Raw genomic sequence first — 22,422 nt, forward strand, 5'->3', positions numbered from 1 at the left:
TTTTTTAGTGATGTTGGTTGTTTTTATAATAAATATTTCTGATTATTTGTTGGTCTATGACCATAATTTGGTCAATAAAATCTTGTTAGTCCAGTTTTGTGTTTTTCATTGATTTTCCATCATTCTTATGTCCTTATTTTTTAAAAAAATTTTTGGTAAATAAATATGAAAAAAGATCGGCTATCGGCTGCTGTTTGGGACCATCACCAAATAGAAGATTATTTTTTTTCGTCTATCAGCCAAATGTCCCAGCATATCAGTGAAAGTGTTCGGGCCTATGTGACAGGTGTTGAAACGAATTCATTGAATTTTTTGTTGGTGATCGATGTTAATGAACAGACTGCTGGAGATTTACAAAGGGGAATTCGGTTACTGGAAGAGAAAACTTATGTTCCTTTTGCAATTGTTGCCGTAGAGCCAGACAGTCAAATTTTAGCAGTGATTCAGCAAACTGGATTTGTGTTGGATGCTGATAGCATAACTACGGCTATGCAACTTGATTTGGTGGATTGGCAGATGCACAATGTTTCGGTTATGGAATATGACGTTCGGTGTGTTGACCTCTGTTTAGATGATTGGGCAATCCCGATAGAAAGTGCATTTGAGACAGATGACGCTATTTCAGAGCAATACCAAAAATGCCATCAGGCGGCTTTGGATGCCGGAAAAAATTTGCAACATTATACCTTGTATATTGATGAGCTGCCGGTCTGCTCTTTAACTCTATCGAGATTAAATAATTTTGTCCGTCTTGATGACATTAGTACTGTGATGGGAAAGCAGAGAAGAGGGTATGCTTTTGCCTTGATCAATCATGTACTGAATAAAGCCAAACAAGATAGTGCAACTGCATGCTATTTGGATGCCTCTCGCGATGGTAATGGATTGTACCGGCGTATTGGGTTTAAGCCGTTGTTTGAATACCAGGGACTTAGCCGAAAATAATAAAAAAGCGTCTGTTTCGACAGACGCTTTTCAGATTTATCACTAAATCCGTTGGTTAGTCATCAAGGAAGCTGCGCAGTACTTCGGAACGGCTCGGGTGGCGCAGTTTACGTAGTGCTTTTGCTTCGATCTGACGAATACGTTCGCGGGTTACATCAAATTGTTTACCCACTTCTTCCAATGTATGGTCAGTGTTCATATCGATACCAAAACGCATACGCAGAACTTTCGCCTCACGTGCTGTCAGACCGGCCAGCACATCGTGAGTTGCTGCGCGCAGGCTTTCTGACGTTGCTGAGTCCAGCGGCAGTTCCAGAGTCGTATCCTCGATAAAATCGCCCAGATGTGAATCTTCATCATCACCCACAGGGGTTTCCATGGAGATTGGCTCTTTGGCAATTTTCAGGACCTTGCGGATCTTGTCCTCAGGCATCATCATACGCTCGGCCAGCTCTTCCGGTGAAGGCTCACGACCCATTTCCTGCAACATCTGGCGGGAAATACGATTGAGTTTGTTGATAGTCTCAATCATATGTACTGGGATACGGATGGTACGTGCCTGATCCGCGATAGAACGTGTGATCGCCTGACGGATCCACCAGGTCGCGTAAGTTGAGAATTTGTAACCACGACGGTATTCAAATTTATCAACCGCTTTCATCAAACCGATATTACCTTCCTGGATCAAATCGAGGAATTGCAGGCCACGGTTGGTATATTTCTTCGCAATCGAAATAACCAGACGCAGGTTGGCCTCAACCATCTCTTTTTTCGCACGGCGGGCTTTCGCTTCACCGATTGACATGCGACGGTTGATGTCTTTGACCTGTTCAATGGTCAGGCCGGTTTCTTCTTCAATCTGGCGTAACTTTTGCAGGCTACGCATAACTTCTTCTTCAACTTCCAGCAACTTGTCAGACCATGGCTTGTTCATTGCTTTTGCAGCGGTGAACCATGTATCCGTGGTTTCATTGCTAGAGAACAGCGTAATGAAGTTTTTCTTCGGCATTTTGCACTGTTCAACACACATCTTCATGATCTGGCGCTCTTGAAGACGCACGCGATCCATCATGGAACGCATATTATTGACCAGATGATCAAACTGCTTTGGTACCAGGCGGAACTGTTTAAATACTTCAGATAAAGTTAATATTTCTGCTGCGGAATTAGGATGACTACGACCGTATGTTTTAATCGCCTGACGAGTTAGTTCGTGTTGTTCACGCAGTTCCGAAAATTTCTGGCGAGCGAGTTCTGGATCGATGCTGTTATCCTCTTCGCTGTCAGCATCATCATCACTATCTTCATCTTCATCTTCATCATCGTTGTCAAGTTCTTCCTGGGGAAGTTCTGAGCCAACGTGAGTGGCGGTTGGGGCAAGATCTTCTTCTGCATTCGGATCAACGAAACCGGTGATCAAATCGGACAGACGACTCTCGCCGGATTCAACACGGTCGTATTGTTCTAACAGATAAGTAATCGCTTCAGGGTATTCAGCAACGGAGCACTGTACTTGGTTGATGCCATCTTCAATGCGCTTTGCAATGTCAATCTCACCTTCGCGAGTCAAGAGTTCAACCGTACCCATTTCGCGCATGTACATGCGAACCGGATCAGTGGTACGACCGATTTCTGACTCAACACTAGATAGCACTTGCGCAGCCGCTTCCACTGCGTCTTCATCTGTGTCGTTTGTGTTTTCTGCCAACATGAGATCATCGGCATCAGGTGCTTCTTCCATTACCTGGATGCCCATGTCATTGATCATTTGGATGATATCTTCTATCTGATCAGAATCGACGATATCTTCCGGCAGATGGTCATTGACCTCAGCATAGGTCAAATAGCCTTGCTCCTTACCTCGGGTGACAAGTAGCTTTAGCTGTGACTGCGGGTTTTGCTCCATAAGACGGTATCCACACTTCAGAGTATTGGTTGGTGTCGGTCGGCGAAACAAATATGCCAACAATAATATTTAGGGGCGTTTTCATTGCATTGCCGCTGCCCTCAGTTACGGCAATTGTAGGGTTACCGGCCCTACCTAATGCGGCATTTAAGCCGTGAATTCTGTGTCTGTGATGTCAGATTTTGGTTTAGAACCTGTTTCACCAAGCTATATTTTATCGAGTGATATTTTTATCAAACGATATTTTATTAAACGAGAGTTTCAGCCAACCCTATTAGGGATATAAGCCTATATAAGTAAGCCGAACAGTATAACCTCCAAGTTAATATAATCTTGAAGTCATATAGCCTTGCTGAGACAGATTCTTATTTCCTCGCACCAGATTCCGTAATTAACCGGACTTCTTCACGCTCTTCTGGTGTCAGGCCTTCAGTTCTCTCTTTAGCCATTAGAAAATTAAAACGTTCATCAAGTGCTGACGCAAAAAGATGGTTCAGTGCATCGCTGAAAGTCTTTTCAGCAATCTCTTCTATTTGTATATCGTTCCATGCAGCGAGTTTTTCAAGCTGTTTAGCATACTTATTATCGCGATATTGCTCCAACAGTTGTCCCGTGGTTAAACCTGGTTGCGCAAGGCACGTATCGACAAGATCTATGAATAATGGCAGTCCTGCTATCTGAGTAGGAAACATTCCCTGTAACGGGGGAACCAATGTCGCTAAATGTGGATTCTGTACCAGTAATGCGATCAGTATGCGCATTGTTGTTGGTTTCAGTTTTAGCGCCTGATAAGTATTTGTATCTTTTTTGACAAGTTTTGCCAAAAATCGTTCCAATTGTGTTGTATCAGGCGTACCTAACAGGTTTCCAAGCTCTTGAAGCAGGTAGAGTCGCAGTGTTTCCCCTGGGATTTGACTTATCAGTGGCATGGCTAGCGAACTGAGCTTAGTCGCTCCTTCCGGGTTACTAAAATCAACCTGTGGCAAGAGTGATTCGAACAAAAATGCCGATAAGGTCAATGCCTTTTCCATTCTCTGCTCGAATGTTTCCCGCCCTTCTTTGCGAATCAATGAATCAGGATCTTCGCCATCAGGCAAGAACATAAAACGTAATTGCCGACCATCACTCAGATAAGGCAGCGCTGTTTCTAATGTACGCCATGCGGCATCACGACCGGCACGGTCACCATCGTAGCAACAAATGACATTATCGGTTGTCCTGAAAAGCAACTGAACGTGTTCGGCTGTCGTGGACGTTCCCAGCGAAGCCACGGCATAGTTAATGCCAAATTGAGCGAGCGCCACAACATCCATATAACCTTCAACCACCAGTAACCGTGTCAGGGTATTGTGGCTTTGCTGGGCCTCATAAAGGCCATATAACTGGCGGCCTTTATGAAAAATTTCTGTTTCCGGTGAGTTCAGGTACTTGGGAAGTGCATCTCCCAGCACTCTGCCACCGAACGCAATCACGCGGCCACGGCGATCACGAATGGGGAACATCACCCGCTCGCGGAAACGATCATAAGTGCGGCCATTGTCGTTCGTGACCAGCATTCCTGCATCGTTTAGCTGTTTGCGATCTTCTGTATTATGGGCAAACCGTTTTAAGGCATTATCCCATCCCGCAGGCGCAAAACCAATGGCGAAACGCTGGATGATCTCTTCACTGAGTCCACGTTGAGCCAAATATTGTCGGGCTGATTGGGCACTGGGGGTATTCAGTGAATGCTGATAGAAGCTATTGAGCTTTTCCATCAGTTGGTAAAGATTTTGCCTTTGGTGACGTTCGATTTGACTGATGCCGGAACCTGCTTCGTAGGGAACTTCCAGCCCATGCATGGCTGCCAGTTCTTCGATAGATTCGACAAAATCCAGCCTGTCATAATTCATCAAAAAATCAATGGCATTACCATGTGCCCCGCAACCGAAGCAATGGTAAAACTGCTTATCACCATTCACAGTGAATGAAGGGGTTTTTTCGTTATGAAAAGGACAGCACGCTTGATGGTTTTTGCCTTTCTTTTTCAAAGGCACCCTAACATCGATCAAATCAATGATATCGGTTCTTGCTAATAAGTCATTGATAAATGCGCGTGGAATTCGTCCAGCCATAAGCCCTTTTCCGCCTGTTGATGAACGAGAATAAGCCGCGCTTCCTTTGGGAAAGCACGGCCTTTAACAGCAGTAGTTTGTTAATACAAACACTAAGCGGACTGACCGCGAAGATTAGTACAAACGAGTGCGGCGTGCGTTTTCGCGAGCTAGCTTCTTAGCATGACGCTTAACAGCAGAAGCTTTAGCGCGTTTGCGCTCAGTCGTTGGTTTTTCATAGAATTCACGACGACGAACTTCGGCTAATACGCCTGCTTTCTCGCAAGAACGCTTGAAGCGACGCAGCGCTACGTCAAATGGCTCGTTTTCACGTACTTTAATTACTGGCATGTGCCTCTCACCTCAATAGAAATCGGGTTTGTCGCTGGCGTGATAGTGCCAGCCGTCTTTAAAATGGTGCGGAATTTTACTTCAATGAACACGGCCTTGTAAAGTGCCGAGGAAAATTGAAACCGATAACGCCACGGGTTGTGGGATGCATTTTTGTATATATATAAAAATGCAGCCTGATACCGACGTTATTAACATTAACCACACAGGATATTCAAGTAGGGCATTGATTATAGACTAAACAGAAAAAATAGCCAGCCTGTAATGGACTCAGCGGCGTGAATGTTGATATGGAAAGCGTGTCGGCAGAGAATTTAACAATAGATGGTGTTACACTATTGCGCGTTGAAAGGAATGCGAATGTATGACCAAACAACGAGACACGAGACGACGAGACGACGAGACGACGAGACGAAAAGTGCAATGCGAGTTTTAGGTATAGAAACGTCTTGCGATGAAACCGGAATCGCAATTTATGACGACAAAACCGGTCTGCTAGCCAATCAATTATACAGTCAGGTCAAGCTACATGCTGATTATGGTGGTGTTGTGCCTGAACTGGCGTCCCGTGACCACATTCGTAAAACGGTTCCTTTGATTCAGGCAGCTTTGAAGGAAGCGGGTCTGACGAGTAAAGACATCGATGCAGTGGCTTACACTGCCGGGCCGGGATTGGTTGGTGCGTTGCTGGTTGGGGCAACCATTGGGCGTTCACTGGCATTTGCATGGGATGTACCGGCTATTCCCGTGCATCATATGGAAGGCCATTTGTTGGCACCGATGCTGGAAGAAAACCGTCCTGAGTTTCCTTTTGTCGCCTTACTGGTTTCAGGGGGGCATACCCAGCTTATCAGTGTGACGGGTATCGGTGAATATAAACTGTTGGGTGAATCCATTGACGATGCTGCCGGCGAGGCTTTTGATAAGACAGCCAAGCTGCTTGGGTTGGATTACCCCGGCGGGCCAGTGCTTTCCCGTATGGCACAGCTGGGTAAGGCTGGGCGTTTCGTTTTTCCCCGGCCGATGACCGATCGTCCTGGGTTGGATTTCAGTTTCTCTGGTCTGAAAACGTTCGCAGCGAATACCATCCGCAATAACATTCATGGTCATGATATGGCTGAGGATGCGCAAACTAAGGCGGATATTGCCCGTGCATTTGAAGATGCCGTCGTGGACACACTAGCCATTAAGTGCAAACGAGCGTTGGAACAGGCGGGGTTCAAACGTCTGGTGATGGCGGGCGGAGTGAGTGCAAACCGAACCTTGCGTACTAAGATGCAGGAAGTGATGGAAAAGCTGGGAGGAGAAGTCTTCTATGCCCGACCTGAATTCTGTACTGATAACGGGGCAATGATCGCACTGGCTGGCATGATCCGTTTGCAAGGGGGGACTGTCGGTGAATTGGGTGTAACGGTGAAAGCACGTTGGCCGTTGGCAGATCTTCCTGCTTTGCAAAAGTAATAATACAAGACGTTGCTTGATATGGGCTGAGTGCTGTTTGCTACTCAGCCTTTTAATTATCAGGTTAATCAGTGAAATACATCGCAGTTTAAAAAGCCAAATGCAATTTACGCATATAGGCGGACTATTTCGTTATATTACTCAATGAGTTGCTGTTTTATTTTTCTGCCCCGCGTATTTTGCCGACGCCATGATAAACAAGTACTCTCATAGGCGTTCTCCACGTCAGTCCTCTTGCTGCTCTTGCTCTTTAATTGCTTGAGTTTTCTCTTTATCGGTCAGTTCCTGTTTCTTTTTCAATTTCTGCCAGATGCGGCTTTCCTGCCCTCGCCACAGGCGTTGAATATTATCGTGATGACGCACAAGTACCAGACATGACAGCATGGCAACGGGAAAAGTGAATTCAGGTTTGAACCACCAGACGTAGAAAGGGGCAATTAATGCACTGACAATGGCGCCCAATGAGGAGTAGCCGCTTAACAGCACTGTTAGCATCCATGTCCCCGCGATCAGTCCCATCAGATCCCAACCGATGGCAGCAATGGCACCGAAAGCGGTTGCAACGCCTTTTCCTCCCTTGAAATGGAAGAAAATGGGATAAATATGCCCGAGACAGGCAGTAATGGCAGTAATACCTAAATAAAACGGGGAAACGTTGAGTTTGTATGCCAGCCAGACCGGTATTAGCCCTTTTAGGACATCACAAATCAACACGGCCAATGCAGCCCATTTACCACCAATGCGCAGTACATTTGTTGCCCCGGGGTTGCCAGAACCATGCTGACGGGGATCGGGAAGCCCTGCCAAGCGGCAGATCAATATCGCGCTGGATATAGAGCCACATAAGTACGCGAAGATGATCATGCCAAGCGCGATTGCACTCATAAGATATCTCCAATGAATAAGGGTCGTTTTCTTAAGTCTAACAATGGATAATACGCACATTTCGTCGGAAGTGGTATCCGGCGAACCGAAAAATGGGGAAAAGGTCGTGATGGATATCGTATTTATTGAAGAATTAACCGTGATGACCACTATTGGTGTTTATGATTGGGAACAAACAATTAAACAGAAATTAGTGTTCGATATCGAAATGGGATGGGATAACAAACGCGCCTCTTCCAGTGATAATGTTGAGCACTGTCTGGATTATGCCAAGGTGAGTGAGGCGATTATTAATCATGTGGCAAGCCAACGTTTTGCGCTGGTAGAACGGGTTGCAGAAGAAGTTGCGGGTATCTTGCTGAACCAATTTCATTCGCCTTGGGTCAAGGTTAAAGTCAGTAAACCAGGTGCAGTTGCACATGCAAAAAGTGTCGGCGTAGTGATTGAGCGAAGTACGGGCTAATTGAAAAAGCGTCCCAATTTAATTAATGACCTGGGACGCTAAATTGATGGGGGAACTTAATCAATCGATGGTTGTTTCCAGCCTGCGATGGCAATGTGTCGTTGTCGTTCCAATTCTGTGCGAATCTCGGCTCCCTGAAATCCACGGGCAATCACTTCCTGGACACTGACCTGGCTGGCAATGGCAAACATTTTACGTAAATAATCCGCTTGTGGATAAGATGCAGTTTCTGTTCCCGGGTATCCACGATAGTCGGCTTCACTACAGGTAATCAGCTGTTCAATGCGTTGTGGTTTGCGCCAGGCATCCACGGCATTAAACAAGCTCAGTAAGGTTTCTGGCGGTAATTGTTCTACGGTATGTACCCAATTGTGATATTGCGTCACCATCGTGGCCAGGTCGCGTGCCGAGTTGGGAATGCGCAGGTGTTCACCCATTTGTTTTAGTGGCATTATTTCGATATGGCTACATAGTGAGGCGAAACGAATGTCTGTCTCTTCGCTCAATTGGGTGGATATTTGCAACACTCGCAATGAATGAAGTCCGGTATCATGTTCAAGCAGAGGAACGCCAAACAGATTATCGATTTCAGGAAAGAGTACAGCCAATGCTCCGCAATCACGCAGAATCTGAAAATAGACTTGTGGTGATTGTGAAGTGAGCGCTTTTTCAGTTTCCCGCCAAACGCGTTCAGGGGTCAATGAGGATAATTCACCACTTGCGACCATTTCTGTAATGAGCGTTTGGGTCTCTGGTGCGATTGCAAAGCCTAGATGGGCAAAACGGGCAGCAAAACGAGCCAAACGCAGCACACGTAATGGATCTTCGGCGAACGCAAGAGAGACATGGCGCAAGATACGATTTTTGAGATCATTGGCACCCTGATAGGGATCGATCAATGCACCTTCACGAGTTTGTGCAATAGCGTTAATCGTTAAATCACGGCGCAGCAGATCTTCTTCCAGCGTCACATCGGGCGCGGCATAACAGCTAAAACCGGTATATCCCTGACCTGATTTCCTTTCCGTACGTGCCAGCGCATACTCTTCATGGGTTTTGGGATGCAAGAAGACAGGAAAATCCTTACCAACTTGTTGATACCCCTGAGACAATAGTTCCTCTGGGGTGCTGCCAACGACAACCCAGTCCCGTTCAGTGACGGGCAAACCCAATAATTGATCGCGAATGGCGCCGCCAACCAAATAGACTTTCACGCTTATTTCCTTAAATCAGCTCATCCAACGATCTTTCTTTTTTCGGCGAGGGATAATGTGTGGCAATATAAGCCCCAAAATCAGGCCAATGCCTGCAACTCCACCGCCATAGGTAAACCACTGCAAGATGATCTCTCTTTGTTTATCATCTAACTGCAAATTGGCAACTTCTACCTTTTTCTCAGCCACGGTTAATTTGCTCTGGAGCTGGGCATTCTCTTTTTTCAGATCACGGATGATCTTATCGCTGTTTGCCACTTTGTTCTGCAACTCAGCGGTGCGCTTATTCCATTTATCGTCAATGGTGGCCAGATTTTCAGTGAGTGTTTTGATCTCTTGTTCCATTGCAGGAAGGCGTTCACGCAGGCTTGGAATAGCGCTGAGTTCATTGGCGAGTATCCAGCTTGTACGCCCTTTGCTGTCTTGAATTTGCAAGAAACCATTATCTGATTTAGGGCTGACTAATGTGACCTCTTCGCCGGCATTCAATGAGCCAATGATGCGGTTTTTAGTGCTTGGGCCGCTATGAATGTAAGCTGATAACTCATCGGAAACATAGCGCTTTTCTTCAGCGTGTACGGATAATGGAAGAGTAAAACTCAGTAACAAAATAAATAATCGATGTAGTTTTTGCATTCTGTGCTCAACTGTTCTCTGTGTATGGATCAATCGTGATTTAAACTACTCAAGAGATAGTAAAGAGTTAAGTTTGTGGGTGCAATCAGTAAACCAGAATGAATGCGATATCAACTGGCCGAATACACGCCTTTTGAGGTTTTTTTGGTGAAGTAAAAGTGATGTTTGTTGAGATAACACCCTATTGTGGTTTATTTTTCTCTTCTGTGAAAAGTTTTTCTTCTGTGAAAGAAAGTGTGAACAAGGTTAAGAAAAAATTCTGTAATATCCATTGAGGAATAAAAAATATGAGTTCTGTAGAAATAGAATTGAAACTGTCCGTGAAGCCTGATGCGATATCGGCCGTTTGCCGGCAGTTATTTCAGTTTCCTCATGATTACACTTCACCACAGCACCTGACTAATATTTATTTTGAGACGCCTGATAATCAATTGCGGCGTTGGGATATGGGGTTGCGTATCCGTGGGTTTGATGGGCACTATGAGATGACCATCAAAACCGCCGGTAAAGTGATAGGTGGGTTACACCAACGCCCTGAATTCAATATCCTTTTGTACCAACCTAAATTAGACCTGACACTGTTTCCCGACCATATCTGGCCTGAAAATACCGATCTCGTCGCTCTACAGGCACAATTGACGGAATTATTCAGCACTGACTTTAACCGTGAAAAATGGCTTGTGACCTATGGAGAAAGTGAAATTGAAGTCGTGCTGGATCAGGGGAGCATTTTTTCTGGCAATAAAGATTCAGGAGATCAAACTTTGCCCATTTGTGAGTTTGAACTGGAACTAAAAAATGGAAATATCATCGATATGCTGTCATTGGCAAACAGACTGGCATCACAGAATGGCCTGCGTTTAGCCGATAAAAGCAAGGCGGCACGGGGCTATGCGCTTGTTCATGGTTTGCCTTGTAAGATATTACCAAAAGTACCGAATGCGTTGGAATGGCAGCAGCCATTGTCTGTGCTTCTGCCTGAAATTTTGGCGCAATGGCAGGCGCAAGAAGAAGGATGGCTGGCGGGTTTGCCGGAAGGTAAAACGGGATTAGCGCAGGTTCTGCAATGGATGATAAAACTGACCGAAAGACAGACAGACCGTTTGCCGCTCTTGGGGGTATTAGCCGATTTATTGCCGGAATTAAAAGTTGTTTTATCTATGAACTATTCACAGGCAGAAACGTTGTGTTATAGCGCTTCTTGGTTGCAATGTAAGCTGGCATTAATGCAGTGGTTGCTGGCTCAATCCCGATAATTCCCTTTTGTTATTAAAAAACGGTCATAAGGAAAAACCCGTTATGCGGCCACTTTCATCACTTTTAACCGAACAATTACAGCATATTGTTGCGGATCTTCCGTCATTAGGGGAAACAATCACGCCTTTTACACCTGATGAACAGGCGGTGCTGTCATTGAGTGAATTTGTAACAGAAAACGTGTTATCACATCCTGCATGGCTAGAGGATATTCGCCAAAATCCTCCCCAACCACAAGAGTGGCAACATTATTCCCATTGGCTGGGACAAGCGCTGCTGGCGGTAAATGATGAAAATGGTTTGATGCGGGGTTTACGTCTTTTCCGCCATCGGATACTGGTCAGGATTGCCTGGTCACAGGCATTGCAAAGCAGTACGACAGAACAGACATTACAGCAATTAAGCATGTTGGCCGAAACCTTGATTATAGCCGCCCGTGATTGGCTTTATCTGCGTTGTTGTCAGGATTGGGGAACGCCTGCCAATAGTGATGGAGTGGTACAGCCGCTGCTGATCTTGGGCATGGGAAAATTGGGCGGCGGGGAGCTTAATTTTTCTTCTGATATTGACCTCATTTTTGCGTATCCAGAAAATGGCGTAACGCAAGGTGGGCGTCGGGAAATGGATAATTCCCAGTTCTTTACCCGATTAGGACAGAAATTAATTAAGGCACTGGCTCAACAAACCGTGGATGGATTTGTTTATCGTGTTGATATGCGATTACGTCCATTTGGTGACAGTGGTCCTTTGGTATTCAGTTTTCCGGCATTGGAAGATTATTATCAGGAACAAGGGCGTGACTGGGAGCGTTATGCTTTGGTGAAAGCGCGCATTTTGGGCCATGATGATCAGGTTTATTGTCAGGAACTGCGCCAGATGTTGCGACCGTTTGTCTTCCGCCGTTATATCGATTTTAGTGCAATTCAATCCTTGCGCAATATGAAAGGCATGATTGAACGGGAAGTCCGCCGGCGGGGATTAAAAGACAATATAAAATTAGGCGCAGGCGGAATTCGTGAAATTGAGTTTATCACTCAGGTTTTTCAGCTTATCCGTGGAGGAAGGGAGCCGAGCCTGCAATCTCGTTCTTTGTTGCCGATATTGAAGGCTATCGATGATTTGGCTTTATTGCCAGCGGAACCGTTAAAGCAGCTTGAGGAAAGTTACCTGTTTTTACGGCGGCTTGAAAACTTGCTGCAATCTATTCGTGACCAACAAACGCAAACCTTACCGGATAACGCGTTGGATCGTGCCCGTCTCTCCTGGGGCATGAATTTTGTCAACTGGGCTGAATTGATGGCAGAAACCGAGCGCAAAATGAGTGCGGTGCGAAGTATTTTCCAACAGTTGATTGGCGATGAAATAGAAGAGCATAGTGAAGAGTCCGGCCATATCCCGTTCAAGGGCTTATGGCAGGAAGCGTTACACACAGACGAACTTATCGCATTGATTCCTCATCTTGATAAAGAAAAAGCCCGGAAAATGCTTGATGTCATAGTGCTTTTCCGTCAGGACGTCAGTAAGCGCACCATCGGCCCACGGGGAAGGGATGTGCTTGACCAGCTGATGCCACGCTTGTTGGCAAAAATTGCAGCCAGGGAAGATACCGAGATCGTTTTGGCGCGGATGACTTCTTTGTTGCTCAGTATCGTCAGCCGCACGACTTATCTGGAGCTGATACTGGAATCAGAACAGGTCATGATTCATGTTATCCGGCTCTGTGCTGCTTCTCCGATGATCGCCAGCCAGCTTGCTCGTCACCCCGTGTTGCTGGATGAGCTGCTCGATCCTAAATCGCTGTATCAGCCGTTACCGATAGACGCATATTGCGATGAACTTTATCAATATCTGTTACGCATTCCAGAAGATGATGAAGAACAATTGCTGGAAGCTTTGCGCCAATTTAAGCAGGCGCAGTTATTGCGGATCGCGGCAGAAGATATTGCGGGCGTTTTGCCTGTGATGAAGGTGAGTGATCACCTGACTTATCTGGCGGAAGCCATTATTGAGGCTGTTGTACGGTTGGCGTGGAACCAAATGGTAAAGCGCTATGGTGCACCTGCTCATTTATCCCAACAGCAGGGATTGGGCTTTGCCATTATTGGTTATGGCAAATTGGGTGGTTGGGAACTCGGTTATGGCTCTGATTTGGATCTGGTGTTTTTGCTGGATTGCCCGATGGGGATGATGACAGACGGCGCCCGTTCCATTGAATCCCGCCAATTTTATTTGCGTCTTGCCCAACGTATCCTGCATTTGTTCAGCACCCGCACGGCGTCAGGGGTATTGTATGATGTTGATGCTCGTTTGCGGCCATCCGGTGAGTCAGGGATGTTGGTCAGTACCGTTGAAGCCTTTGATGATTACCAAAAAAATGAGGCGTGGACCTGGGAACATCAGGCACTGGTTCGTGCACGCATGGTTTTCGGTGATGAGAAAATACGCCATGATTTTGAACGCATTCGCCGTGAAACTTTATGCCTTCCCCGTGATCCCGCTCTTTTGCGCCAACAGGTGCGTGAGATGCGAGAAAAAATGCATCGGCACCTGGGCAGCCATCAACACGGGCAATTTGATATTAAAGCTGATCCGGGAGGGATCACGGATATTGAATTTATTGCTCAGTATCTGGTGCTGCGTTATGCACCAGAAAATGCCAGGCTGACCCGTTGGTCTGATAATGTACGAATTTTCGAATTAATGGCGCAGCATAATATTATGGATGAGCAGGAGGCGATGGCGCTGACGCAGGCTTACATTACCATGCGTGATGCATTGCATCATTTAGCGTTGCAAGCGTTATCCAGCCGAGTTTCCGTTGGACATTTCAGCCAGCAGCAAGCATTGGTACGTGATAGCTGGCAAAAATGGTTAGAATATCGCTGCTGACGCAGTCGCTTTTCCTGAGTTTGCTGGCACTAAGTTTGGTTATGGTAATATCCGCAACAGTTTATTTTGATATTTGGAGCATGGGATGAAAGTAACACTCCCGGATTTTCACCGCGCAGGTGTTTTGGTTGTTGGCGATGTTATGTTAGATCGCTATTGGTATGGTCCAACTAGCCGCATTTCACCGGAAGCGCCCGTCCCGGTGGTTAAGGTTGAAACCATAGAAGAGCGTCCTGGTGGTGCGGCTAATGTCGCCATGAATATTGCTTCCTTGGGGGCGAATTCACGTTTGGTAGGTTTGACGGGCATTGATGATGCGGCGCGGGCGTTGAATGAAAAACTCAGTAGTGTGAAAGTCCGTTGTGATTTTGTTTCTGTCCCAACTCATCCAACTATCACGAAACTGCGTGTCTTATCGCGTAATCAGCAATTGCTGCGTCTGGATTTTGAAGAGGGCTTCCAGAATATAGATGCCCAGCCGATGCTGGAAAAAATTCAGCAATCCTTGCCACATATTGGCGCGTTGGTACTGTCGGATTACGCTAAAGGAGCGCTAAACCAGATTCAGGCGATGATTAAGCTCGCCAATGAAGCTAATGTTCCTGTGCTTATCGATCCAAAAGGCAGCGATTTTAGTCGCTATCGTGGCGCAACATTGCTGACGCCAAATATGTCAGAGTTTGAAGCCGTGGTAGGACACTGCCAGGATGATGATGATTTGGTGCAGAAAGGCATGAAACTGGTGCAGGATTTGGCACTGAAAGCACTGCTGATCACACGTTCTGAACGGGGCATGAGTTTATTGCAGGTTGGGCAGGCGCCCCTGCATTTGCCGACTCAGGCACAGGAAGTCTTTGATGTCACTGGCGCAGGAGATACGGTGATCGGTGTATTGGCAACGGCATTAGCTGCGGGTAAGCCGTTAAACGAAGCCTGTTACCTTGCCAATGCGGCAGCGGGTGTGGTGGTTGGCAAATTGGGAACGTCCACTGTGTCATCGGTTGAGCTGGAAAATGCGGTGCGTGGACGCGCAGAAACTGGATTTGGTGCAATGAATGAAGCCAAACTGAAAGAAGCCGTTACACAGGCGCGCCAGCGTAGCGAACGGATTGTCATGACGAATGGTTGTTTTGATATCCTCCATGCGGGACACGTTTCATATCTGTCTAATGCGCGTAAATTGGGGGATCGTTTGATCGTTGCCGTCAATAGTGATGCATCCACTAAGCGCCTGAAGGGGGAAACCCGCCCGGTGAATCCGCTGGAACAACGTATGGTAGTGTTATCAGCGCTGGAATCTGTGGACTGGGTTGTGGCATTTGAGGAGGATACACCGCAGCGCTTAATCGCCGGTATCCTGCCAGATATTTTGGTCAAAGGTGGTGATTATAAGCCTGAAGAGATCGCCGGTAGTGAAGAAGTTTGGGCGGCGGGTGGCGAAGTTAAGGTATTAAACTTCGAAGATGGTATTTCCACAACCAATATCATCAAAACCATTAAGAACCAGTAAGTTTGGCATTATGTGCCGTTATGCTTTTTGGCGCATAGCGGCATATTACCTCACGCAATTGTCTTCATGGCATTCTCTCTTGCCGCATTATTCAGCTTGCTGAGTTTTCTTGCCTGCTTCTTCGAGGCGAGTTTCCAATTCATTCAAGCGTTGTTCCATTGCGGTCAGTTTTTCACGGGTGCGCAACAAGACTTGTGTCTGAACATCAAATTCTTCGCGGTTCACAAGATCTAACTTGCTCAACTGGGATTGCAGAACAGCCCGCAATTTTTTTTCCACATCATCGCCAAATTCTTTGACACCTTTCGGCATGGCATTGTGGAGCTGGCGAGCAATTTGTTCAATTTTCTTTGGATCGAGCATGATGATCATCCTTTGTATGATGTAATAATGTTTCATAGCGTAACGGTATTAGCAATATTTTAATACCCTATGGCGAAAGCATAAATGATTGAGAGTCAGGTTTCATATTTGATTTTGCTGATTGCTCCTGCCGATTATTAGCGCTATAGTGAAATTGTTTATCTCAGGGCAGGGTGAAAGTCCCTACCGGCGGTAACATGAAATATCGAATGATCATTTTATGCAGCCCGCGAGCGCTCTGTTTGTCATTATCCCTTTGTTTTTTGGGGATAGAACAGAGGTCAGCAGATCCAGTGTGATTCTGGAGCCGACGGTGATAGTCCGGATGGGAGAGAATAACAGCATCAATCGAGTGTTCGCGCTCGTCTGTTGTTTTTGTTGCCGTATTTTGGTGCAGCACAAACTCCTCAAAATTGCCCTGATTCTGGTAATCCATACATTTAAAGAGGTTTCTTTACCATGAATCAGACGCTACTTTCCTCATATGGAACGCCATTTGAACGTGTTGAACGTGCGCTTGCTGCTTTGCGTGCGGGTCAGGGCGTGATGGTACTGGATGACGAAAATCGTGAAAATGAAGGTGATATGATTTTCGCTGCCGAAACAATGACGGTAGCACAAATGGCATTAACTATCCGCCACGGTAGTGGAATTGTTTGCCTGTGCTTGACCGAAGAACGCCGTCAGCAGTTAAAACTGCCCATGATGGTGGAAAATAATTCCAGCCAATATCAAACCGCTTTCACCGTCTCCATTGAAGCGGCACAAGGCGTGACAACAGGTGTGTCTGCGGCAGATCGCATTACCACGATCCGGGCTGCTATTGCAGATGACGCACAACCCAGTGATCTGAGCCGACCCGGACACGTTTTTCCACTGCGCGCGCAGTCAGGAGGGGTTTTAACCCGCCGTGGTCATACCGAAGCGACCATTGATTTGGTCAAAATGGCGGGGTTCAAACCAGCAGGCGTGTTATGTGAATTGACGAATGATGATGGTTCAATGGCCCGCGCCCCTGAAGTGATTGAATTTGCAAAACAGCATAATATGCCGGTAGTCACGATTGAAGATTTGGTGGATTACCGCTTAAAAATGGCAAAGGTAGCCAGCTAACGGATTTTAAAAGGAATACTGGGAAGAGACACACACGCGCACGCATGTACTTTGAAAGGCTACAGTCCACACCCTGTAGCCTTTCAGTATTTCTAAGACACTTCATCATTTTTGATTGACGATATTCAAGGAAGGAATGTCTTAATCCTGTCATAATTTTTCTATCATAATCCGAATTCACTATTCGAATGTTTAATTTGTTGTATAAGGGGCGGAAAATGAGTCTCCTGAGAATGCCTGCTCTATTCATTGGTCATGGTAGCCCAATGAATGCCATTGAAGATAACTGTTACTCACGCGCTTGGTTTGAACTGGGGAAGAAATTACCCAGACCAAGGGCGATTCTGGTGATTTCTGCGCACTGGTACACGAATGGTACAGCCGTTACAGCGATGTCACAGCCCAGAACTATCCACGATTTTGGTAACTTTCCCAGAGAATTACATGAAAAACAGTATCCGGCTAAAGGTTTTCCTGAACTGGCTGTATTGGTACAGGATATTCTTGAACCGATTGAGGTCGAGACTGATTTTGAAGAATGGGGATTGGATCACGGATCCTGGGGGATATTAGCAAAAATGTATCCTGATGCTGATATTCCAGTTATCCAACTGAGCATGGATCGCAATCAACCTGCTTCTTTTCATTATGAAATAGGTGAAAAATTAGCTTTACTGCGAGATGAAAGTGTCTTAATCATAGGGAGTGGAAATATTGTACATAACCTGCCAGGCGCAAAATTGGGAGCAGAACCTTTTTCTTGGGCACTCTCTTTTGAGCAGTGTGTGCGTGAAAGTTTAACCAGCCTGGAAGAGCCTCATCCTCTGTTTAATGCTTTGGACAGGAAAGATGGTCAATTGTCTAACCCAACACCAGAACACTTTCTGCCATTGCTGTATGTGATGGGGACATGGAATAAAAAAGAGCCAATTTCAACGCCAGTTGAAGGGATTGAAGACGGCTCTTTAAGTATGTTATCGATTCAGATTGGCTGATTGAATCAATCCAAAATAATATGCGGGTAGAAGCGTGATAAATCTTGAGTAATCAACTCGCGGTCTTCACGGATACAGATACCCGCAGATTGATCATCCACCAACCAGCTACCGACCAGCGTATAGTTACCCTCAAATTTCGGTAATGCGTGGAACTGTTGGATGATCATCCCTTCTTCCCCATAAGGGCCATCCGCACTGGCAATTTCACGGCCGTTTTCAATGATGCGAATATTGGCCCCTTCGCGGGAGAACAGTGGCTTAATAACATAGCTGTTCATGTCTGAAGGGCGTTCATCCGCAAAATAGGCAGGCAGCAGGTTAGGATGATTTGGGAACATTTTCCACAGCATTGGTAGCAGTGCTTTGTTGGAGATAATGCTTTTCCATGCTGGCTCCAGCCAACGGACACCCGCATCAGCCAGCTTGGTAGAAAACATCTCACGCAGCATAAATTCCCACGGGTACAGCTTAAACAGGTTACTGATCACTTGATCCTGCAAGTCAGTAAACTGCCCTTTCTCACCCAACCCGATATCCTCAATAAACAGGAACTCGGTAGGAATATCGGCTTCCGCAGCACAATCCTGCAAATATTGGATGGTACCACGATCTTCTTCAGTATCCTGACAGCAGGCCATGTGCAGCAGGCCAAACCCATGTTTTTCACGTAACTGTGCAAAACGCTCAATCAGCTTTTCTTGCAGGCTGTTGAACTGATCAGCATTTGACGGCAGATTACCGGCATTTATCTGGTCTTCCAGCCAGATCCACTGAAAGAAAGCCGATTCATACAGTGACGTTGGGGTATCGGCATTGTTTTCCAGCAATTTGGGGGGATTTTTGCCATCATAGGCTAAATCCAGACGGGAATAGAGCGAGGGTTGACTGGTGACCCATGAAGAGCGGATAAATTCCCAACAGTGTTTTGGGATCTGGAATTTGGTCAGTAACTCTTCACTATCGACCACTTTTTCCACGACCTGCAAACACATTTGGTGCAGTTCTGCTGTTGCCTCTTCAATTTCTTCAATTTGATCCAGGGTGAACTGGTAATAAGCATCTTCACTCCAGTAAGGTTGACCATACATGGTGTGAAAATTAAAACCAAACTCTGCTGCTTTTTCGCGCCAATCCTGGCGCTCGGTAATACTAATGCGTTTCATCTTTAATTAACCACCCATAGAACGGGAAGAGCTGGAGCTTGAGCTGGCAGACGAACGCTGCATGGCAGATTGTTTCGCCACGGATTCACCGAACCCACCACGGGTAATCGTAGTTGTGGTGGCCGGTTTTGGTGCCATTGCGGTTTTTGGCACGGTCATGCTGCGACCGCCTGCGGTGGCCGGGCCATAGCTTTTACCTGTTGCATCAACAAACTTGCCATTGGCTGGGCTGGAAGCCGATTGTGATGTGAACAGCGGTTGTGATGGTGCAGAGCTGCCGCCCATTAAGCGCCCCATCATATAACCTGCCATCAAAGGCATCCAGAAACTGCTGCTACTGCTTTGTGCCTGAGCCTGCTGACCGACACCCGCCTGAGCCGGGGTTTGCGTACATTGTTGTTCACCGAATTCAGCCACACACTCTTCGCGAGTCGCATATTTTGGTGCGGTTTTTTCCGCTTCTGTCAGGGCGTTGTTGTAGGCGGTCTTACATTGTTCGCTTTGAGAAGGATTCGCCTGGGAGCACTCGTCGGCATTCGTATAGAGTGACACCGTTTCATCGTTTTGTTCACAGGCAGAGAGCATAAAAACAGCACTGACAGCAAGCGCTACAGGTGTCAGGCGATAGCTTCGCCACGTTTTACGGAAAGAATCGCGGTTTATCTCTTTTGTCCGTTTCATTGTCATAGGGGCATCCATCTTGAAGGTCTTTGATTAAGATTAAGAGCCTTACCCCATTTTATTGTGCTCAATGGGAGCGGCTCTCAGGGATGTGCTAAAAAGCAGCCCACGCAATCGCGGGCTGCTTTCTATTAGTATAGCGTTTTTAATATAACGTTTTTCAATTGAGAACGATAGTGCATTAATTCAGCGAACTGACGGCGTTTTCATCTCTTTAATGATACTGTTGGCAGAGGTTGAGATTTGTGTGCCTAGCATCTTATTCAACTCTATCAAATCATTTTCATTCAAAACGCCGCGCGCCTGTCTGTTCTGTAACAGGGAAAGCAAATAGTCGTAACGTGCCTTAGACAGGTTCTGCTTGGCTTGATAAAGTTTAGTTGTCGAATCCAGCACATCGACGATTGTGCGGGTTCCTACCTGATAACCGGCTTCCATTGAATCCAATGAACTTTGCGCAGAGAGTACCGCTTGCTTGTTAGCGTCAACACTACTGATCGCAGCAGCAATGTTATTAGTGGAAGAATGCACTTCTTGTGTAACTTTACGATACGTATTTTCCAAGTCCTGACTGGCGCTGACAAAATTATATTTCGCTTGTTCTACTTGAGAATAGGTAGCTCCGCCACTGAATAGCGGTAAGTTCAAAGATAGCTTAACGCTATTACCGCCTCTATACTCATCTATTCGTTGATTTCCGCGCGTATGATCGTTAGAAATACTTGTATCTGCGCTTAAATTAACCGTTGGCATATAGCCTGTCTGCATTTCTTTGATTTGTTCGCGTCTTAGATCTTGCATTAAGCGGGCTGACAGCAGGTTCAGGTTACGGGTTTCTGCTTCTTTTAGCACTTCATCAGCCGATTCTGGTTGTTTGGTTTTGAACTGATCAATAGTTAATGCAGCCAACTGTGGGTGGTAAGTGCCTGTAATCATACGCAGTTTTTCCAGCGCATTCTCCAGGTTGTTGCGATCAGAAACTTCGGCTGCCAGAATCGAGTCATATTGAGCGCGGGCATTCTGCACGTCAGTAATGGCAACCAGACCGACATTAAAACGCTGAGTGGTTTGATCCAGTTGACGGTACAGTGAAGCTTTTTGCGCTTCGGTAAATGTCAATGTATCGATTTTATTCAGAACGTCAAAATAGGCTTGTGCAGTGTTGAGAATTAATTGCTGTTGAGCTGCTTGATATTTGATGTCTTCAATACCCGCATTTTTCTCTGCTTGACTCAGATGATTCCATTTTGCCATATCAAAGATGGTTTGCGTCAGTTGCAGACTCGCACTTGTGCCATGAGATTCTGAATTTCTGGCATCGCGAAAGCCCTTGCCATAATTGACACCCGCATTCAGCCCCAATTGAGGCAATAAAGTACTACGAGCTTGATTAATCTTTTCAACTACTGAATTGCGGTCAGCTTGTGCCTTAAGCAATTCAGGGTTTGTTTCTTTCGCCTGCTGATAAATCTGGAGTAAATCCGCAGCATGGCTTGAAGTACTAAAACCTACCAGATTCATAGCGATAAAAAGAGAGAGCAATTTTTTCATTTGCGTTCCTTGTTGTGCAGCTATTTTGCTTAAGTTGCCTCTGCATAAAAACGGATACCACAGATTCTAGCAGAGAATGCCAGCAGGGTAGGGTGGCTGTTTGTGCCATATTGCCTCATTTCTCTGCTTGTTTGTATCATCAAAATGAATTTATTTAGATCAATATGAAAAAATACCTTTTAATAATAGGAAATTTTAAAAACTAATCAGGACATTTTATGAGTAAAAACCTTGCCTCGCCATATACTTTTACTAAACAAGATATCGAAGTTATTTCTCAAAAAACGCTTTATCGCGGTTTTTTTAAAATGACTGAATATCAATTCAAGCATCGCCTATTTCGCGGTGGTTGGAGTGAAATCATTAAACGTGAAGTTTTTGAGCGAGGTCATGCCGGCGTTTTGTTGCCTTATGATCCGGTGCGCGATGAAGTTGTTTTGATTGAACAAATCCGTATTCCGGCGATTGAAACCCGTCATACGCCGTGGCTGTTGGAAGTGATTGCCGGCATGATCGAAGAAGGAGAAGACGCTGAACAGGTCGTCCGTCGTGAAGCCGTGGAAGAAGCAGGCATTGAGGTTAAGCGCTGCCAGCCTGCATTAAGTTATCTTTCCAGCCCAGGTGGTACGACAGAGCGCATGCATATCTTTGCCGGTGAAGTTGATGCCACCACCGCGTCAGGGGTTCATGGTCTGGAAGGTGAACATGAAGATATTCGCGTTCTGGTTGTGAGTCGTGATCAAGCCTATCAGTGGGTAGAAGAGGGCATTATTGATAATGCGGCTTCAGTTATTGCAATACAGTGGCTGGCATTGAACCATGAAAAACTTAGGAAAAAGTGGTTGGATAATCATTCCTGATTTATGTTGGAAAATGGGAAGTGTGCCCCAGCCAGCAGATCTTTTGCATCAAGACACGTTAAAATAAGCCTTATGATCGATAG

The 22,422-nt window shown here is 45.9% G+C and carries 19 protein-coding genes and 1 riboswitch; of the genes, 9 read left to right on the plus strand and 10 right to left on the minus strand.

The annotated features are described in order from the left end of the window. Nucleotides 1–165: 165 nt before the first annotated feature. Complete coding sequence (locus ABLA76_RS07770) at nt 166–945, plus strand: GNAT family N-acetyltransferase (protein ID WP_348987493.1); 780 nt, start codon at nt 166–168, stop codon at nt 943–945. Nucleotides 946–1,000: 55 nt separating this feature from the next. Here ABLA76_RS07770 and rpoD read toward each other — a convergent pair whose 3' ends face one another. The 3 genes from rpoD to rpsU form a co-directional block, all read right to left on the minus strand. Further along, nucleotides 1,001–2,851, minus strand: coding sequence for an RNA polymerase sigma factor RpoD (gene rpoD / locus ABLA76_RS07775; RefSeq protein ID WP_047766642.1), 1,851 nt, complete (start codon nt 2,849–2,851; stop codon nt 1,001–1,003). A 365-nt stretch (nt 2,852–3,216) separates the two neighbouring features. Continuing rightward, nucleotides 3,217–4,965: a DNA primase gene (gene dnaG / locus ABLA76_RS07780; protein WP_348987494.1), complete on the minus strand. Its 1,749-nt coding sequence runs from the start codon at nt 4,963–4,965 to the stop codon at nt 3,217–3,219. 114 nt (nt 4,966–5,079) lie between these two features. After that, nucleotides 5,080–5,295, minus strand: a complete 216-nt coding sequence (gene rpsU / locus ABLA76_RS07785; protein WP_001144069.1) for a 30S ribosomal protein S21 — start codon at nt 5,293–5,295, stop codon at nt 5,080–5,082. A gap of 423 nt (nt 5,296–5,718) precedes the next feature. On the opposite strand from rpsU, the gene tsaD reads away from it, so the two are divergent. Further along, entirely contained in the window at nt 5,719–6,756 is a 1,038-nt protein-coding gene (gene tsaD, locus ABLA76_RS07790) for a tRNA (adenosine(37)-N6)-threonylcarbamoyltransferase complex transferase subunit TsaD (RefSeq protein WP_348987526.1), read from the plus strand. Between the two features lie 225 nt (nt 6,757–6,981). On the opposite strand, the gene plsY is transcribed toward tsaD, so the two are convergent. Then, nucleotides 6,982–7,641 (minus strand): glycerol-3-phosphate 1-O-acyltransferase PlsY, encoded by a 660-nt coding sequence (gene plsY / locus ABLA76_RS07795; RefSeq protein WP_047766639.1) that lies wholly within the window; start codon nt 7,639–7,641, stop codon nt 6,982–6,984. 109 nt (nt 7,642–7,750) lie between these two features. Here plsY and folB point away from each other — a divergent pair, with 109 nt between their 5' ends. After that, nucleotides 7,751–8,104, plus strand: coding sequence for a bifunctional dihydroneopterin aldolase/7,8-dihydroneopterin epimerase (gene folB / locus ABLA76_RS07800; RefSeq protein WP_047766664.1), 354 nt, complete (start codon nt 7,751–7,753; stop codon nt 8,102–8,104). 56 nt (nt 8,105–8,160) lie between these two features. Here folB and ABLA76_RS07805 read toward each other — a convergent pair whose 3' ends face one another. After that, the gene (locus ABLA76_RS07805) at nt 8,161–9,318 is read right to left on the minus strand and encodes a multifunctional CCA addition/repair protein (protein ID WP_348987495.1); all 1,158 of its coding nucleotides are present in this window, start codon (nt 9,316–9,318) and stop codon (nt 8,161–8,163) included. Nucleotides 9,319–9,333: 15 nt separating this feature from the next. Further along, nucleotides 9,334–9,954, minus strand: coding sequence for a TIGR04211 family SH3 domain-containing protein (locus tag ABLA76_RS07810; RefSeq protein WP_047766637.1), 621 nt, complete (start codon nt 9,952–9,954; stop codon nt 9,334–9,336). 287 nt (nt 9,955–10,241) lie between these two features. On the opposite strand from ABLA76_RS07810, the gene ABLA76_RS07815 reads away from it, so the two are divergent. The 3 genes from ABLA76_RS07815 (at nt 10,242) to hldE (ending at nt 15,610) form a co-directional block, all read left to right on the plus strand. After that, complete coding sequence (locus tag ABLA76_RS07815; protein WP_348987496.1) at nt 10,242–11,210, plus strand: CYTH domain-containing protein; 969 nt, start codon at nt 10,242–10,244, stop codon at nt 11,208–11,210. A 43-nt stretch (nt 11,211–11,253) separates the two neighbouring features. Continuing rightward, complete coding sequence (glnE, locus tag ABLA76_RS07820; RefSeq protein ID WP_348987497.1) at nt 11,254–14,100, plus strand: bifunctional [glutamate--ammonia ligase]-adenylyl-L-tyrosine phosphorylase/[glutamate--ammonia-ligase] adenylyltransferase; 2,847 nt, start codon at nt 11,254–11,256, stop codon at nt 14,098–14,100. 85 nt (nt 14,101–14,185) lie between these two features. Further along, a complete protein-coding gene (hldE, locus tag ABLA76_RS07825) occupies nt 14,186–15,610 on the plus strand; it encodes a bifunctional D-glycero-beta-D-manno-heptose-7-phosphate kinase/D-glycero-beta-D-manno-heptose 1-phosphate adenylyltransferase HldE (protein ID WP_348987498.1) in 1,425 nt (474 codons plus the stop codon). 87 nt (nt 15,611–15,697) lie between these two features. Here hldE and ABLA76_RS07830 read toward each other — a convergent pair whose 3' ends face one another. Beyond that, nucleotides 15,698–15,973 carry an accessory factor UbiK family protein gene (locus ABLA76_RS07830; protein WP_047766633.1) on the minus strand — a complete coding sequence of 92 codons (276 nt, stop codon included), beginning with the start codon at nt 15,971–15,973 and terminating at the stop codon, nt 15,698–15,700. A gap of 155 nt (nt 15,974–16,128) precedes the next feature. After that, a riboswitch (FMN riboswitch) is annotated at nt 16,129–16,314 on the plus strand. 118 nt (nt 16,315–16,432) lie between these two features. Between ABLA76_RS07830 and ribB the strand changes: the two genes are divergently transcribed. Continuing rightward, a complete protein-coding gene (gene ribB / locus ABLA76_RS07835; protein WP_348987499.1) occupies nt 16,433–17,086 on the plus strand; it encodes a 3,4-dihydroxy-2-butanone-4-phosphate synthase in 654 nt (217 codons plus the stop codon). 218 nt (nt 17,087–17,304) lie between these two features. Continuing rightward, a complete protein-coding gene (ygiD, locus tag ABLA76_RS07840) occupies nt 17,305–18,081 on the plus strand; it encodes a 4,5-DOPA dioxygenase extradiol (RefSeq protein WP_348987500.1) in 777 nt (258 codons plus the stop codon). A gap of 5 nt (nt 18,082–18,086) precedes the next feature. Here the strand turns inward: ygiD and ABLA76_RS07845 are convergent, their stop codons facing one another. The 3 genes from ABLA76_RS07845 to tolC form a co-directional block, all read right to left on the minus strand. Then, nucleotides 18,087–19,247, minus strand: a complete 1,161-nt coding sequence (locus ABLA76_RS07845) for a glutathionylspermidine synthase family protein (RefSeq protein WP_348987501.1) — start codon at nt 19,245–19,247, stop codon at nt 18,087–18,089. A 6-nt stretch (nt 19,248–19,253) separates the two neighbouring features. Next, nucleotides 19,254–19,928 (minus strand): DUF1190 family protein, encoded by a 675-nt coding sequence (locus ABLA76_RS07850; RefSeq protein ID WP_348987527.1) that lies wholly within the window; start codon nt 19,926–19,928, stop codon nt 19,254–19,256. Between the two features lie 186 nt (nt 19,929–20,114). After that, nucleotides 20,115–21,479 (minus strand): outer membrane channel protein TolC, encoded by a 1,365-nt coding sequence (tolC, locus tag ABLA76_RS07855; protein WP_285808591.1) that lies wholly within the window; start codon nt 21,477–21,479, stop codon nt 20,115–20,117. Between the two features lie 218 nt (nt 21,480–21,697). On the opposite strand from tolC, the gene nudF reads away from it, so the two are divergent. Beyond that, complete coding sequence (gene nudF, locus ABLA76_RS07860; protein WP_047766627.1) at nt 21,698–22,339, plus strand: ADP-ribose diphosphatase; 642 nt, start codon at nt 21,698–21,700, stop codon at nt 22,337–22,339. Nucleotides 22,340–22,422: the final 83 nt, after the last annotated feature.

Source organism: Xenorhabdus sp. SGI240 (assembly GCF_040081915.1).
Lineage (GTDB): Bacteria > Pseudomonadota > Gammaproteobacteria > Enterobacterales > Enterobacteriaceae > Xenorhabdus > Xenorhabdus bakwenae.